The following is a 14,433-nucleotide window of genomic DNA, read 5'->3' as shown; positions in this document are numbered from 1 at the left end:
GCTCGCGCAAGCCTGCCCGGGATCGGGCGAGAGGGGTCCCGCCGCGGCCCGCCCATAATCGGATCCAGTACCGCCTGAGAGGAACGCCCGAGATGAGCACACCAGTCTTCCCGCCGCAGATCCTGCCGCCGTGGGTCCGCAGCCTCGCCGCGGGCGTCCCCGAGGCGCCCGACGACGCCACCGAGCCGCTGCCGCCCGCCCCGCTCGGCACCGTGTACGCCCTGGGCGAGGACGTCGGCTGGGTCGTGCCGCCGCGCCCCTTCGAGCTCCTCTTCGGACGCGACGAGGCCAACGTCAACATCCCCATGGGCGTCAAGGACAAGCGCATCTCCCGCATCCACGGCCGCCTCATCTGCCACGGCGCGGAGTGGACGATGCGCAACGAGGGCCGCCTGCCGATGCTCCTGCCCGGCGACACCATGCTCCTCGCGGGCCAGGAGCGGCTCATCGAGCACTCCTACACGCCCGTCTACATCGGCGACATCTCGGAAGCCGTGCACTGCCTGGAGATCCGCCTCATCGGCGGCAAGCGCACCCCCGACGACGGCGCCGCCGACGACGAGACCGCCGTCCCCGGACGGCACGAGCTGAGCCCGGTCGAGCGGCTCGTCCTGACCTCCCTCGCCCAGCGGTACCTGCGCGGACTGCCGCGGCCCCAGCCGGTCTCGTGGCGCCAGGTCGCCGACGACATGCGCCGCACCGCCTTCGCGCACGACCGCAGCTGGAGCGAGGGCACCGCCGCCCGCGTCGTCGCCGCGGTGCGCGAGCGCCTCTCCAGCCCCGAGTACCGGCCCCGCGTCGCCGGGCTCCTGCGCGACGAGGTCCTCGGCGAGCCGCTCGGGAACGCCCTGAACGACAACCTGATCCGCGCGCTTCTCCAGAGCGCCACCCTCGATCCGGGGGACCTCGCCGCGCTCGACGGCTAGAGCTCCTGGTAGCACATGATGTAGTAGATGACGTCCGTCGCGGGGTCCCACTGCTCGCCGTCCGGCGTGCTGTCGCTCCAGTAGTACTCGAAGTCGGTGGCCCGCGAATCCCCGCACGCCAGCCACGAGGCGTCGTCGTGGTCGGGCTGCGACGGGTTCGGGTCCTCCGGGTTCACCACGATCCGGTAGTAGTACTCGGCCGCGTCCGGCGAGTCGCAGGCGACGACCACCCACGTCTCGTCGTCGTCGGTCGTGCACTCGCCCACCAGCGGCCGCCGCTCGACCTGCTCGTCGCCGGTCACCGGCGGCGGGGCCGTCGGCTCCGCGCCCTCCTCGACCTCCTCGCCCGAGGTCTCCTCCGCGGCGACGCCGCTGCCTCCGCCGTCGTCCTCCGGGCCGAACGCCGACCACGCCAGGACCCCCGCCGCCAGCAGCAGCGACAGCACCGGCACGAGCAGGTGCAGCCAGTGCGGCCGGGCCGCGGGCACCGACCGGACCAGCTCGGTCCGCTCGCCGGGCTCCGTGCGCAGCCGCTCCTGGATGTCGCGCAGGATCGGCAGCGCCGACCCCGCGTCGGTCACCCCCACCGTCTGCGCCAGCGCGCGCGCCAGCTCCCCGCAGGACCGGTACCGCTGCGCCGGGTCCACGTGCATCGCCTTGGCCACCACCGGGTCCAGCGCCGCCGGGAGCTGCGGGTGCAGCATCGTCACCGGCGTCAGGTCGCCCTCGCGCTGCGCCAGCTCCGCGGCGCTGTCGTCGAGGTGGTCGAAGGGCCGCTGCCCGTTCAGGCAGTGGTAGAGCACCGCGCCCAGCGAGTACACGTCGCCCGCCCGCTCCGCGTCGGTCGCGGGCCGCTCCGCGGGCACCCCGGGGGCGTTCGGGTCCGCCGGGCCCGCGCTGTACACCTCCGGCGCGGTGTACCGGCGCGTGCCGATGCTCTCGCCCGCCACCGTCAGGTCCGGGCCCATGCGGTCCTTCGCGACCCCGAAGTCGCTCAAGTAGACGTGCCCCTCGGCGCCGAACAGGATGTTGGCGGGCTTGACGTCGCGGTGCACCACTCCGCGGTCGTGCGCGTAGTCCAGGGCCCGCGCCACCTGCATCACCACGTCCACCGCGGCCGCCAGGTCGAGGCGCTCGCGGGCCAGGCGCCGCCGCAGGTCGTCCTCGGCCCACGGCATCACCAGGTACAGCAGGTCGTCCTCGGCGGCCGACGCGCGGATCAGGTACATGATGTTCGGGTGCTCCAGCTCGGTCATCAGCTGGATCTCCCGCAGGAACCGCTGCCGGTACCCCGGATGCATCGACAGGTACCCGGCCATCGCCTTCACCGCCACCCGGCGGTGGTGCAGGCGCAGGTCCTCGGCGCGGAACACCTGGCTCAGGCCCGTGGTGCTCGGCGGGTCCGCCGCGAGCCGGTACTCCGGGAGCAGCTCGCCGAGCCTGCGGCGCACGGGGGCGAACGGATCGGAGGTCTCGTCCATCGGAACCGCCTTCGGGGGAGGAGGGCACGGAGCGGGCGCGAACCGGTGCAAACCGGCGCCCCCCGCAACCGCCTTCCATGAAAGCAGACCGCGCCGCCCGCCCGCGGCACCAGGTCCGGGACCCCTCCCGCGCACTTCTGGTTAGACATGTACCCGAAGGCAAGGGACGCACCGGGACCGGGAAGGAGGGCGCGCCGTGATGCTCAGTGAGGGCCAGCGGATCGCGGGCCAGTACACCGTCGAGCGGTACCTCGGCCGGGGCGCGTTCGCCGAGGTCTACCGGGTGCGCCACCGGTTCCTCGGACGCCAGGCCATGAAGGTCTTCAAGCACGTCGGCAGCCGCGCCGCCGCCGAGGAGCTGCTCGAAGAGGCCGTGCTCCTCTCGCGCATCGGCCACCCGAACATCGTGCGGGTCTTCGACGCCGGGATCGCCGAGACCCCCGGCGGCCGCTCCGCGTTCTTCACCATGGAGTACGTCCCCGCCGGGAACCTGGAGCAGTACTGGGCCGCCCGCGGCGACCGGTTCACCCGGATCGGGGAGGCCGTGGACCTCCTGATCCAGATCTGCGACGGCCTCGCCGTCGCCCACGGCGAGCGCCCGCCGATCGTCCACCGCGACCTCACCCCGCAGAACGTCCTCGTCGGCTTCGACGACGACGGCCGCCCCCGCGTGCGCGTCAGCGACTTCGGGCTCGCCAAGCGCACCGACGCGTTCACCGGCCTCGCCAGCGCCCGCGGCACCCTCGCCTTCAAATCCCCTGAGGCCCTGCGCTACCGCAAAGGCGACTCCCCGGCCGGGGACGTGTGGGCCGTCGGCGCCATCGCCTATCTGCTGCTCACCGACACGCTCCCCTTCCACGACGACAGCTCCCCAGTCGCCTTCTTCGGCGTCCCGCGCGACGCACCGCCGCCGTCCCCGCAGATCCGCAACCCCGAAGTCGACGACGAACTCGCCCGGACCGTCCTCCACGCCCTGGAGCCGAACCCCGCCCGCCGCGCCGCCGACGCGGCCGAGCTGGCACGGCTGCTCCGCGGCTGGCGCAACCCAGAAACGAGGCAATGACCATGGCCGGCAAGGCACAGGCCCCGCGCGCCCGCACCGGCGCTCCCCGGCGCGAACTCGACCGCGTGCTCGCCCCGCTCGCGGGCCGGGACCTCTACCGCGACAACGTCTTCCGCACCACCGGCCTGCCCTCCGACGCGACGCCCCGCCAGGTCCGCCGCGCCCGCGAGGAGCGCACCAACCCCTACTACGAGCCGCCCGCCGAGACCCGCGACGCGCCGCTGCCGCCGTCCACCGACCCCGACGAGGTCCACCACGCCTTCGAGGGCCTGCGCGACCCCCTCGCCCGCCTCGTCCACGAACTGCTCTGGCTGCGGCCCGATCTGGGCCCCGACCACCACCACAACGCCGCCGTCCGCACCCACTGCGCCGCCATCGAAGCCGCCGCCGCGGGCGAGGACGCCCCCGCCATGTGGGCCGCCGCCCTCGCCTCCTGGGACCGCGTCTTCGCCGACCGCGACACCTGGCGCTGGGCCCGCCAGCGCGTGCGCGCCATCGACGACCCCCGCCTGGACGTCGACGTCGTGAACACCCTCAAGACCCGCCTCCCCGAGCTCATCGCCGCCGTCAGCTTCGCGCTGGCTGCCGCCGCGGCCGCCGACGGCGACACCGAGGCCGCCGCCCGGCACGTCGCGCACCTCGACGAGGCTGGTTTCCGCGAGGGCCCCGTCAAGCGCGCCCGCCGCGCCGCCGTCGCCCCCGCCGAGGCCCGCGTCAAGGCCGCCTGCGAAGCCGCGGTCGAGCGCGGCGACGGCGCCGGACTCAAAGCGGCCCAAGCGCTCCTGTCCGACACGGCCGAGCCGCTGCGCGTCATCGAGGTGCTCCTCGGCCGCACCGATCCGCTCTCCCGGGCCTGCCGCGACGAGGTCGCCGGGACCGCCAACCGCTGCGCCGTGGGCTACTTCAACAAGCGCCGCAAGGACAACGGCGTCTCCCGGGTCCTGGAGCGGGCCCGCACGATCGCCGCCTCCGACGCGGTCGCCGCGCTCATCGACGACAACCTGGCGGTCGTCAAGACCGAGCCGATCCTCGGCACGGTCGAACCGCTGCTGAAACTGAACAAGATCGACGCCGCGGCCGCCCGCCTGCGCGCCTGGCACCGCATCACGAAGGACCCCGTCCGCAAGGCCGCCCTCGCGGAGATCCTCGCCGACCCGCGCAGGCTCTGCGGCGAGATCAGGGAGGCGAACCTCGGCGGCTGCCTGTTCTTCTTCGGCGCCAAGCAGTACGGCGCCCGCGACCACCGCAGCACCACCCCGGGGGTGCGCACCCACGTCACCACCCTGTACCTGACGTTCCTGTGGATCCCCCTGGTGCCCTTGAGTGCCCACATCGTCGGGTACGACACCACCACCTGGGGCCGGGTCTACGGCGGCCGCGTCCCGCTCAGCGGCGCCGCCCGCGTCTACCGCGTGCTGTTCCTCATCGCCGCGCCCGCGCTGATCGCCCTGCGCTTCGCAGGACCTGGATGGGCACTGTGGACGGCGGCGATGGCCGGGGCCATTGCGGCCGTCGCGCTCTGCGGGCGCGCGCTCTCCCTCGACGCGTGGGCCCGCAAGCAGGAGGCGGCCCGATGAACGTCCTCGCCTCCCTGCGCCAGCGCCGGTTCCCCGCAGAATTCCGCATCGCGCCGCCCGGCCCGGTTCCTGACGAGGTGCCGGAGCCGCCCGCGGTGGCGCCGGTCCCCGCTGACCCGTCAGACCTGTCCGACCGCGACCTGTGCGAGATCGTCACCCAGCTGTGGCGCACCACCCGCAAGATCGACGACCGCGGCGGCGCGGCCGACGTGCCGCGCAACCAGAGGCAGGCCAACCGGCACCTGCGCCAGGCGTGGGACCGCCTGGCCGAGGCGGGCATCCGCGTCAAGGACTACGACGGGGCCCGCTTCGACCCCGGGCTCGACCTCGAAGTCATCGCCTACCAGGAGGAGCCCGGCGTCGTCGGGCAGACGGTCCTGGAGACCGTCCGGCCAGCCGTCGTGCGCGGCGGCAGGCGCATCCAGGCCCCGCAAGTGATCGTCGCAATCCCGACCAAGGAGACCGCCCATGGCGACTTACCGTGAGACCGTCGACTTCGGCATCGACCTCGGCACCACCAACAGCGCCATCGCCCGCGCCGAGGGCGCCGACGCGGTGGTGGTCCGCAACAACCGCCAGCGCGAGTTCACGCCTTCGGCCGTGTACGTGGCCGCCTCGGGGGCCGTCATCGTCGGCGACGCCGCCCGCGACCGGATCGAGGCGGACCCCGACAACGCGTGCGCGGAGTTCAAACTGCGCATGGGCACCCGCGGGGAGCACAAGCGGTTCAAGGCATCCGGGCGGTCCATGACCCCGGAGGACCTGTCGGCCGAAGTCTTGAAGTCATTGCGCGCCAACGTGTCCAGCACCGACGGCGACGAGGTCGAGGCCGCGGTCATCACCATCCCGGCCGCGTTCGAGCTCGACCAGTGCGACGCCACCGGCCGGGCCGCGGAGCTGGCGGGCCTGCGCTTCGCGCCGCTCCTCCAGGAGCCGACCGCCGCCGCCTGGGCGTACAGCGTCAGCAACGCATCGCAGAAGGCGTTCTGGCTCGTCTACGACTTCGGCGGCGGGACCTTCGACGCCTCCGTCGTGAAGGTCCAGGACGGCGAATTCACCGTCGTCAACCACGCGGGGGACAACTTCCTCGGCGGGAAGCGGGCGGACTGGGCGCTCGTGGACGAGATCCTGATCCCGAAGGCGCGCAGCGCGCTCGGCATCGACCTCGACCGCGAGAACCCGCGGGTGCGCGGGAACATCGCGAAGCTCAAGGCGGCCGCTGAGTTCGCGAAGATCGAGCTGTCGCGGGCCCCGTCCGCGGAGGTCTACGTGGAGCTGCGCCGCGAGGACGGGTCGACCGCCGAGTTCGCGCACGAGCTGACCCGCGACGACGTCGACCGGGTCACCCGCCCCCTCGTGGAGACCTCGATCGAGCTGTGCCGCAAGGCCCTCGCCGAGAGCCGCACCCGCGCCGCCGACATCGAGCGGGTGATCCTCGTCGGCGGCATGACCCAGGTGCCGGTGCTGCGGGAGACGCTCGCCCACTCCGTCGAGGGGCTCGGCATCCCGCTCGACCACTCGCTGGACCCGGTCACCGTGGTCGCCCGCGGCGCCGCGATCTTCGCCGGGACGCAGCGCATCCCCAAGGCCGCCAGGGCCGCCCGCCCCGTCGAAGTCGGCCAGGTGCGCCTGGACCTGGAGTTCGCGGCGGTCGGCCAGGACGTCGACCCGCTCGTGGGCGGGCGCGCCGCGGCCGACACCGAGCGCGACTGGTCCGGGTGGACCGTCGAGTTCGACGACACCGAGTCGGACGAGGGCTGGACCAGCGGGAAGGTCCCGCTGCGCCCCGACGGCGCGTTCAGCACCCGCCTGTTCGCGCGGGAGCGCAACAGGACCACGTTCGCGATCACCCTCCGCGACCACCGCGGCGCGGCCGTCCCGACCGACACCCCGAGCCTCACCTACCGGCACGCCGATCTCGTCGGCTCCGCGCCGACGCTGAGCCACTCGATCCGGGTCGGATACGCGGACAACACGACCGGGGTGATCCTCGCGAAGGGCACCGAGCTCCCGGCGAGCAAGACCCTCGTCGCCTACACCACTGTGGCCGTGGACCGGAGCGCCGGGACCGGCCTGATCCTGGTGCCGCTCGGCTCGGGGGAGCGGCCGCGCGCCGACCGCAACACCGTCATCGGTTCGCTCGAACTGCACCCCGCCGAGGTGCGCCGCAACGTGCCCGCCGGGAGCGAGGTCGAGGTGACGGTGCGCGTGGACACGAGCTTCGCGGCCAGCGCCGTCGCCTACGTGCCCGTGCTCGACGAGGAGTTCGACATCGACATCGACCTGTCCCGCTCGACCGCGCCGGGCCTGCCCGAGCTGCGCGCCGACCGCGCCGAGCTGGAGCGCCGCTATGACGGGCTGCGCGAGGACGTGTCCGACACGGACGCGCCCGAGGCCCGGAACCTGCTGCACCGCTTCGAGTCCCAGGACGCCCTGACCGAGATCGACCGGCTCCTGCACCAGGCCGAGGTGGACCCCGACGCGACCGCGACCTGCCAGGTGCGGCTGCGCGACGCCCACACGGTCCTCGACGAGGTGGAGGAGCACCTCGAACTGCCGCGCGCGGTGGACGACGCCGAGGCGACCCGCAAGGCCGTCAGGGAGATCGTCAAGGAGGCCGGGCAGGCCGAGCACCGCACCGACCTGCGCCGCGCCGAGGCCGAACTCGACGCCGCCATCGCCGAACGCGACCTCGTGCTCATCCGCCGCCAGGCCGAGGAGCTGCGCCACCTCGCCGTGCGCCTGCTCGACGAGACCGGGCGCCTCCCCGTGGTCGTCTTCAGCTCCCTCGAACACGAGCTGGCCGACCACCCCAGCCGCGAGGTGCAGCGGCACCTCGCCGAGGGCCGGCGCCGCCTCAACGACGGCGACGTGCACCATCTTGCCGCCGTCAACGCGAAGCTCCGCCCGTACCTGCCCGACGAGGCGGCCGGGCTCGGCCTCGACGGCGGGCGCAGCACCGTGCGGGGAGGCGACCGCCGATGACCGCCGCGACCACCCGCGCCGCCCTCGCCGAAGCCGCCGGGCACGCCCGCGCCGGGCGCTACGACCTGGCTCGCCGGGCCCTCGAACCCGTCGGCGACGACGCGGACGCGCTCGACCTCCTCGCCCGCGTCCACGCCCAGCAGGGCGACCTCGCCGCCGCCGACGGCTACTGGGCCCGCGTGCAGGCCCTCGACCCCGCGCACGAGGGCGCCCGCGAAGGCCGCCGCCGCATCCGCCGGATCTGGTCCCGCAGGCCCAAACCCGTGGCGCGCCGCGTCGGCGCGGCCGCCGCCGTGCTCCTCCTCGTCGCCGCCGGGACCGCCGCCGGGCGCCTGCTCTCCCCTGCACCGGAAGAGGACCGCGCCGTCGCCGACGAGCTCGACCGCCTCGCGTCCGCAGTGGACGCCCTGGAGTCGACCGAGGCCCCCGAACCGACGGAGGCCCCGTCGACGGCCTCGCCGCTGGACCCCGTCCTCGCGTCACTCCAGGACCCCCGCTGGACCGCCACCGCCGAGGACGGGCACGTGTCCGTGGTCCTCGCCGAGTCGCTGTTCCCGGACGGCGGCACCGCGCTCCCCGACGACAGCGGCGACTTCCTCGCCGACCTCGCCGCCGCCGTCGAGGGCCTCCACGTCACCGTGGTCGGCCACACCAACGACATCCCCACCGGCCCCGGCAGCCGCTACGACGACAACGCCGCCCTGGGCCTCGCCCGCGCGCTCGCCGCCGCGCAGGCCCTCGCCGACGCGGGCGGCCCGGCCCTCGCCGACATCGGCATCGCCACCGCCGCAGACGAGGACCCGCCCTACCCCAACGACACCGAGGCCGACCGCACCAGGAACCAGACCGTCACCTTCCTCGTGACCCCCTGAACCGACCGGCGGCCGACCGTGGGGCCCGGCCGCCGGTCCAATCGTGACCCCGCACACCGCCGGTCACATCAGCGCGGGCGCATCCGTCATGGCAGTGAATCCGACGAACACTAAGGAGCACACCATGGAAGCCCGCATCGACTACTACGCCAACCCCGTCGGCGCCAAGTTCGCGAAGCACCTCACGTCCGCCGCGCGGTCGCTCGAAGCCGCCCTGCCCGAAGGCATCGGCAACCTGGTGACCATCCGCGCCAGCCAGATCAACGGCTGCGGCGTGTGCCTCGACATGCACACCAAGGACGCCGTGCACGCCGGGGAGACCGCTGTCCGGGTCGCCCTCGTCGGCGCCTGGAGGGACGCGGTGGTCTACACCGAGGCCGAGAAGGCCGCGCTCGCGCTCACCGAGGCGGGCACCCGCATCGCCGACGGCGCGGGCGTCCCCGACGACGTGTGGGCGGGCGCCCGCAAGCACTTCGACGACGACCAGCTGGCCGCGCTCGTCTCGCTCATCGCCTCGATCAACGCCTACAACCGGCTCAACGCCCTCACCCAGACCCCCGCGGGGAACTACACCCCCGGCCAGTGGGGTTAGCGGCTCTCCGGCCGGGCCGGGCTCGACCGAGTCCGCGCCCGGCCCCGCGCGGTCGCATAGGATCGGCCGCATGAGCACTGCGCTGGTCATCGGGTTGGGCGACATGGGGGAGCGGATCGCCGCGGACCTCGCCGCGAGCGGTTTCGTACACAGGCTGGTCATCGCCAGCCGCTCCGAGCACAACGTCAATCAGGCGGCGGCGATCATCGCCAGCGCCTCCGACTGCCTCGTCGAGCCCGCGCCGCTCGACGCGACCCGCCTCGACGAGGTGGCCGCGCTCCTCGACCGGGTCCGCCCCGACGTCGTCGTCCAGTGCGCCTCGCTGCGCAGCCCGTGGGGCCTCGCCGACCGCGGCGACCCGGCCGCCAGCGCGATCGAGGCCGCCGGGCTCGCTTTGCGCCTGCCCTACCAGGTCCCCGTGGTGCTCAACGTGATGCGCGCGGCCAAGGAGGTCGGCCTGACCGCCCCGGTCGCGAACCTGTCGCTCCCCGACGTGACCGGCCCGGTCCTGGAGCGCATCGGCCTCGCGCCCGCGCTCGGCCTCGGCAACGCGGGAATGATCCAGCGCCGCGCGAGCGCCGTCCTCCGCGCCGAGGCGGGCGGGGGCGTGCCGCCGCTGGTCCGCGTCGTCGGCCACCACTCGCAGCTCACCGGCGTCATGACCGCCGAGGACCCCGGCCGCGAGGACCGCGCCCGCGTCTACCTCGGCGAGGACGGCCGCCGCGAGGACGGCCTCGCCTATCAGGCGCCCGCGATCGACCCGGGCCTGCGCTGGAACTTCCTCACCGCCGCCACCGCGCTCCCCGTGATCGAAGCGCTGCTCCCCGAATCGAAGATCCTGCGCTGGTCGGTGCCCGCCCCGGGCGGCCTGCCCGGCGGGTACCCGGTGCGGATCGACGGCGGCGCCGTCGAACTCGACCTCCCGCCCGGGACCTCTCTTGAGGACGCCGTGGCGTTCAACGAGCGGATGGCCCGCGCCGACGGCGTCGAGCGCATCGACCCCGACGGCACGGTCCATTTCACCGACGCCGCCCGCGAAGCGGTCGCCGGCCTCGCCCCCGACCTCGCCGAACCGCTCCCTGTCGCCGACATGGAGGCCCGCGCCGTGCTCCTCGACGAGGTCCTGGGCCTCTAGACCCGGACAGTCGGTCAACCGGTTGGACGTTATGGTGGATTCCGGTGCGCACGCGCCTCGACCGAGAGGAATCCACATGGGCAGGCTCGACGGGAAGACCGCATTCATCACCGGGGCCGCCAACGGGATCGGGTACGCGGTCGCGGCCCGCTTCGGGGCCGAAGGCGCACGCGTGGCCGTCGCCGACCGCGACGCCGACGCCGCCGCGAAGGCCGTCGCGCGGATCGGCGACCGGGCCCGCGCCGTCACTGTGGACATCGCCGACGAGACCGCCGTGGCCGCCGCCTTCGCCGACCTCGCCGCCGCGGGATGGGCCCCCGACACGGTCGTCGCCAACGCCGCGGTCCAGCTGCTCGGCCAGGACGCGCAGGTCGCCGACCTCGACGTGGACGTGTGGCGCCGCACGATCGACGTCAACCTCACCGGCACGTTCCTCACCGTCAAGCACGCCGTCAGGACCATGCTGAAGTACGGCGGCGGCTCGATCATCCTCACCGGCAGCCCCACCGGGCTCAGCGGCGAAGGCAACGAGTTCGCCGCCTACAGCACCTCCAAGGCCGGCATCCACGGCCTCACCCGCACCACTGCGGCCGCATACGCCCCCAACGGCATCCGCGTGAACACCGTGGTCCCCACCTACACCGAGACCGGCCTGGTCACCACCCTCTCCGACGACCCCGAGGCCCGCGCCGCCATCATCTCCCGCATCCCCCTCGGCCGCCCCGGCACGCCCGCCGACGTCGAGGGGATCATGGTGTTCCTCGCCGGCGACGAGAGCGCGTTCGCCACCGGCGGCCTCTTCGCCGTCGACGGCGGCATGACGGCGCTCTGACATGGGCACCTGGCGCACCACCTCCGCGACCTGGACCGCCGGCCCCTGGTCCCTCGCCCGCCGCGGCGCCGAACTCGCCGACATCGCCTACCGGGGCCGCCCAGTGATGCGCGCGATCCGCGCCGTCGCCCGGGACCAGGACTGGAACACCCCGGAATGGACGGTCGACGTCCTCGCCGACGACGACACCCTCTCGCTAGGGCTCCAGGCGGGCTTGCTGTCCGGCACGCTCACGGTCCGCGGCACCGCCGGCGAACTGCTCATCGAACTCGACCTCGAAGCCGCGGAATCCTTCTCCACCAACCGGACCGGCCTCGTCGCCCTCCACCCGCCGCGCCTCGCCGGGACCGCCCTGCGGGCCACGCACCCGGACGGCACCGTGGAGGACACCGCGTTCCCCGCCGCGGTCAGCCCGCACCAGCCGGTCTTCGACATCGCCGCGCTGGCCTGGGAGCACGACGGCCTCGCCGTTGAGGCGGTCTTCGCGGGCGAGGTCTTCGAGATGGAGGACCAGCGCAACTGGACCGACGCCTCCTACAAGACCTACTCCCGCCCGCTGGCGCTCCCGTTCCCGTACGACCTCGCGCCGGGGGAGCGAGTCCGCCAATCGGTCACCTTGCGCGCCAAGGAACTGCGACCGGCCGCGCCGCTCGCCGCCGACACCCGGATCGTCCTGTCCCCCGGCGGCGCCTTCCCGGAGACCGCCCTCGGCGCCGCCACGGGGCCCGATCCCGAGCCGGTCCCCGCGCCCCTCGGCACCGCCGTCCTCGTCGAACTCGACCTGTGGACCCCGAACTGGCCCGCCGCCCTCGAACGGGCCGCCAGTGCGGGCCTCCCGCTCGACGTCCGCGTCATCGCCCGTCCCGGCGCCGACCTCGACCTCCTCGCGGCGCACCTGGTGCCGCACTGGATCGCACGAGTCGGCCTGTTCGACCCCGACACCCATGTCACCGCCAGCCTCGACGGGCTCCGCGCCGCCCTCGACCGCGCGGGCCTCCGGCCGCCGCTCGTCGCCGGGAGCCGGGCCCACTTCACCGAGCTGAACCGCAACCCGGCCGCCGCGCTCCCCGACGCCGACGCGCTCACGTTCAGCGCCACGCCGCTCTTCCACGACCCGAGCACCGAACAGCTCCTGGAATCCGTGGCCGTGCAGCGCACGGTCGCCCTCCAGGCCGCCGCCTCCGGCCGACCCGTCTACATCGGACCGGTCACGCTCCGGCCCCGCTTCAACAACGTCGCCGCCACCGCGAGTCTTGCGTCACCCCGCACCGACCTCGCCGCGGGCTACGGCCCCGAGTTCACCGGGGCCGCCGACCGGCGCCAGACCGACGACCCGCTCGCCGCGTGGACGATCGCCTCCGCCGCGGCCCTCGCCGTCCCCGGCGTCGCGGGCCTCGCCTGGTTCGAGGAGTGGGGGACCCGCGGCATCCGTTCCGCCGCAGGCGATCCGTATCCGGTCGCCGCGGTCCTGGAGACCCTCGCCGCCATGAGCCCGGGGGAGCTGCTCTGGGGCGACAGCCCCGACGGCCTGGTCTGGGCCCTCGGCTCGCGCACCGGCCCCCGCACCCGCCTCGCCGCCGCCAACCTCGACCGCGAACCGCGTGCCTTCACCGTCGCCTTCGGCCCGGAAGAACTCCGCCTCACCCTCGGCCCCCTCGGCTGGGCCGCCATCGACTGACGCGGCGCGCCGGCCCGTGTGGGCCGACGCGCCTGTCCAGAGTCAGACCGTGGTGGTCCACCAGTCGGAGTAGTCCCAGCCGTTGGCCGAGTTCCAGCCGAGGGACCAGCGGATGCGGTGGCCTTCGGTGAAGTCCTTGTTGCAGATGGTCCACGCCTTGGCCTGGCCGAGGGTGTCGATGCACTCGCCGGTGCGGGAGCCGTCGAGGTCGTACCAGCGGAGCTTCACGGAGTAGCCGTTGGCCGCGTTGTCCTTGACCCAGAGGATGTCGCCGCCGGGCTCGACGCACCCCTCGACGTTGGGGGTGTAGCGGCGATCGGTGCAGGTGCCGGTCCAGTCGGCGTCCACGGCGTAGTTGATCTCGTCGGCGGCCATGGCCGGGGAGGCGATCCCGAGGACCGCGATCACCGAGAGTGCAAGCGCTCCCATTAGGGCGGCGATTCGCTGCTTCATTGCATTCCTTTCCGTACGCTCTGGCTCCCGCTCCGGTCCGATTCCGGACGGGTCGCCGGGACACGCTGCGCGGCAGGGGGATCCGCGTCACACGACGGTGCCGCCTTGAAGACGCGCGAGCGCGGCCGCCGGTTGCTCCGGTCCCGAAACTTTCTGGGATCGATCCCATCGCGCCCGGCCTGGCGAACCGCCTCGCTCAGTCTCTTGCGGCGGCCGTCAAGGGTTGAGCGCCGTCCGCAGCTCGTCGAGTGCCGCGCGCATGAGATCGGCCAGGTCCTCCGGGTCGTCCGCGGTGACCCATTGCACATGGGCCACTTTGAACACCGCGATCCCGGCCTCCGCGGCGAGGCTCGCGGCGGGCTCGGCGACGCCGCGCTCCCGCAGGCCCGCGGCGAGCGCGTCGGCGAGGGACGCGAGCTTGACCGCCTCCCGTTCGCGCAGTTCGGCGTTGGCGGTGATGACGGCGTAGCGCCGCCGCGAGAACTCGTGGCGGTCGATGAAGAACGCGGCGGTGGCTTCGAGGACCGCGGCCACGGTCTCCATGGGGCTCGCCGAGTCCGGCGCGGCCGCGACCGCGTCGGTGAGCCCGGTGTAGAGCGGGCTGGCGTCGGGGAACAGGACCTCGCGCTTGTCGCTGAAGTGGCGGTAGAAGGTGCGCTCGGTGAGTCCGGCGCGCGCGGCGATCTCGGCGACGGTGACCTGCTCGAACCCGTGCTCGGTGAACAGGTCCATCGCCGCCTGTTCGAGGCGCCCCCGCGCGTTCGGTTCCCACCTTGCCATGCCGCGATCATACCGATGTCAGGATCTGACATGACCGTGCTACGTTTGATGTCAGAAAC

Annotated in this window: 13 protein-coding genes; 10 read left to right on the top strand and 3 right to left on the bottom strand. The window is 73.9% G+C overall.

Features of this window, described 5'->3' with window-relative positions; genetic code table 11:
* Positions 1-92 precede the first annotated feature (92 nt).
* Positions 93-926 (top strand): FHA domain-containing protein, encoded by an 834-nt coding sequence (locus B0I28_RS09440; protein ID WP_106363577.1) that lies wholly within the window; start codon positions 93-95, stop codon positions 924-926.
* Here the strand turns inward: B0I28_RS09440 and B0I28_RS09435 are convergent.
* Positions 923-2,407: a serine/threonine-protein kinase gene (locus B0I28_RS09435; RefSeq protein ID WP_106363576.1), complete on the bottom strand. Its 1,485-nt coding sequence runs from the start codon at positions 2,405-2,407 to the stop codon at positions 923-925. The two genes, B0I28_RS09440 and B0I28_RS09435, sit on opposite strands and share 4 nt — an antisense overlap.
* Positions 2,408-2,606: 199 nt before the next feature.
* Between B0I28_RS09435 and B0I28_RS09430 the strand changes: the two genes are divergently transcribed.
* The 9 genes from B0I28_RS09430 (at position 2,607) to B0I28_RS09390 (ending at position 13,141) form a co-directional block, all read left to right on the top strand.
* Positions 2,607-3,470 carry a serine/threonine-protein kinase gene (locus tag B0I28_RS09430; RefSeq protein ID WP_106363575.1) on the top strand — a complete coding sequence of 288 codons (864 nt, stop codon included), beginning with the start codon at positions 2,607-2,609 and terminating at the stop codon, positions 3,468-3,470.
* A 2-nt stretch (positions 3,471-3,472) separates the two neighbouring features.
* A complete protein-coding gene (locus tag B0I28_RS09425) occupies positions 3,473-5,047 on the top strand; it encodes a hypothetical protein (RefSeq protein ID WP_106363574.1) in 1,575 nt (524 codons plus the stop codon).
* Positions 5,044-5,532, top strand: a complete 489-nt coding sequence (locus B0I28_RS09420; RefSeq protein WP_106363573.1) for a hypothetical protein — start codon at positions 5,044-5,046, stop codon at positions 5,530-5,532. The genes B0I28_RS09425 and B0I28_RS09420 overlap by 4 nt, the downstream gene beginning before the upstream one ends.
* Positions 5,516-8,032: an Hsp70 family protein gene (locus B0I28_RS09415; protein ID WP_106363572.1), complete on the top strand. Its 2,517-nt coding sequence runs from the start codon at positions 5,516-5,518 to the stop codon at positions 8,030-8,032. Before B0I28_RS09420 ends, B0I28_RS09415 begins: the two co-directional genes overlap by 17 nt.
* The gene (locus B0I28_RS09410; RefSeq protein ID WP_106363571.1) at positions 8,029-8,904 is read left to right on the top strand and encodes an OmpA family protein; all 876 of its coding nucleotides are present in this window, start codon (positions 8,029-8,031) and stop codon (positions 8,902-8,904) included. Before B0I28_RS09415 ends, B0I28_RS09410 begins: the two co-directional genes overlap by 4 nt.
* Before the next feature lie 124 nt (positions 8,905-9,028).
* Positions 9,029-9,496, top strand: a complete 468-nt coding sequence (locus tag B0I28_RS09405; protein WP_106363570.1) for a carboxymuconolactone decarboxylase family protein — start codon at positions 9,029-9,031, stop codon at positions 9,494-9,496.
* Positions 9,497-9,566: 70 nt separating this feature from the next.
* Entirely contained in the window at positions 9,567-10,631 is a 1,065-nt protein-coding gene (locus B0I28_RS09400) for a saccharopine dehydrogenase NADP-binding domain-containing protein (RefSeq protein WP_106363569.1), read from the top strand.
* A gap of 76 nt (positions 10,632-10,707) precedes the next feature.
* Positions 10,708-11,463 (top strand): SDR family NAD(P)-dependent oxidoreductase, encoded by a 756-nt coding sequence (locus B0I28_RS09395; protein ID WP_106363568.1) that lies wholly within the window; start codon positions 10,708-10,710, stop codon positions 11,461-11,463.
* Position 11,464: 1 nt separating this feature from the next.
* Positions 11,465-13,141: a D-apionate lactonase family protein gene (locus tag B0I28_RS09390; protein WP_106363567.1), complete on the top strand. Its 1,677-nt coding sequence runs from the start codon at positions 11,465-11,467 to the stop codon at positions 13,139-13,141.
* A 42-nt stretch (positions 13,142-13,183) separates the two neighbouring features.
* On the opposite strand, the gene B0I28_RS09385 is transcribed toward B0I28_RS09390, so the two are convergent.
* Both B0I28_RS09385 and B0I28_RS09380 read right to left on the bottom strand, forming a co-directional pair.
* Positions 13,184-13,594, bottom strand: a complete 411-nt coding sequence (locus B0I28_RS09385; RefSeq protein WP_146148030.1) for a hypothetical protein — start codon at positions 13,592-13,594, stop codon at positions 13,184-13,186.
* 216 nt (positions 13,595-13,810) lie between these two features.
* Entirely contained in the window at positions 13,811-14,374 is a 564-nt protein-coding gene (locus tag B0I28_RS09380; protein ID WP_106363565.1) for a TetR/AcrR family transcriptional regulator, read from the bottom strand.
* Positions 14,375-14,433 lie beyond the last annotated feature (59 nt).

Origin of the sequence: Glycomyces artemisiae (assembly GCF_003002955.1) — a bacterium.
In the GTDB taxonomy this organism is placed as follows: Bacteria; Actinomycetota; Actinomycetes; order Mycobacteriales; family Micromonosporaceae; genus Glycomyces; species Glycomyces artemisiae.
This window is presented reverse-complemented; position numbering and strand designations above follow the sequence as displayed.

Excerpts from the sequence above, each read along its gene's own strand:
- B0I28_RS09440 (WP_106363577.1), top strand. The coding sequence starts at position 93 with ATGAGCACACCAGTCTTCCCGCCGCAGATCCTGCCGCCGTGGGTCCGC.
- B0I28_RS09435 (WP_106363576.1), bottom strand. The coding sequence starts at position 2,407 with ATGGACGAGACCTCCGATCCGTTCGCCCCCGTGCGCCGCAGGCTCGGC.
- B0I28_RS09430 (WP_106363575.1), top strand. The coding sequence starts at position 2,607 with ATGCTCAGTGAGGGCCAGCGGATCGCGGGCCAGTACACCGTCGAGCGG.
- B0I28_RS09425 (WP_106363574.1), top strand. The coding sequence starts at position 3,473 with ATGGCCGGCAAGGCACAGGCCCCGCGCGCCCGCACCGGCGCTCCCCGG.
- B0I28_RS09420 (WP_106363573.1), top strand. The coding sequence starts at position 5,044 with ATGAACGTCCTCGCCTCCCTGCGCCAGCGCCGGTTCCCCGCAGAATTC.
- B0I28_RS09415 (WP_106363572.1), top strand. The coding sequence starts at position 5,516 with ATGGCGACTTACCGTGAGACCGTCGACTTCGGCATCGACCTCGGCACC.
- B0I28_RS09410 (WP_106363571.1), top strand. The coding sequence starts at position 8,029 with ATGACCGCCGCGACCACCCGCGCCGCCCTCGCCGAAGCCGCCGGGCAC.
- B0I28_RS09405 (WP_106363570.1), top strand. The coding sequence starts at position 9,029 with ATGGAAGCCCGCATCGACTACTACGCCAACCCCGTCGGCGCCAAGTTC.
- B0I28_RS09400 (WP_106363569.1), top strand. The coding sequence starts at position 9,567 with ATGAGCACTGCGCTGGTCATCGGGTTGGGCGACATGGGGGAGCGGATC.
- B0I28_RS09395 (WP_106363568.1), top strand. The coding sequence starts at position 10,708 with ATGGGCAGGCTCGACGGGAAGACCGCATTCATCACCGGGGCCGCCAAC.
- B0I28_RS09390 (WP_106363567.1), top strand. The coding sequence starts at position 11,465 with ATGGGCACCTGGCGCACCACCTCCGCGACCTGGACCGCCGGCCCCTGG.
- B0I28_RS09385 (WP_146148030.1), bottom strand. The coding sequence starts at position 13,594 with ATGAAGCAGCGAATCGCCGCCCTAATGGGAGCGCTTGCACTCTCGGTG.
- B0I28_RS09380 (WP_106363565.1), bottom strand. The coding sequence starts at position 14,374 with ATGGCAAGGTGGGAACCGAACGCGCGGGGGCGCCTCGAACAGGCGGCG.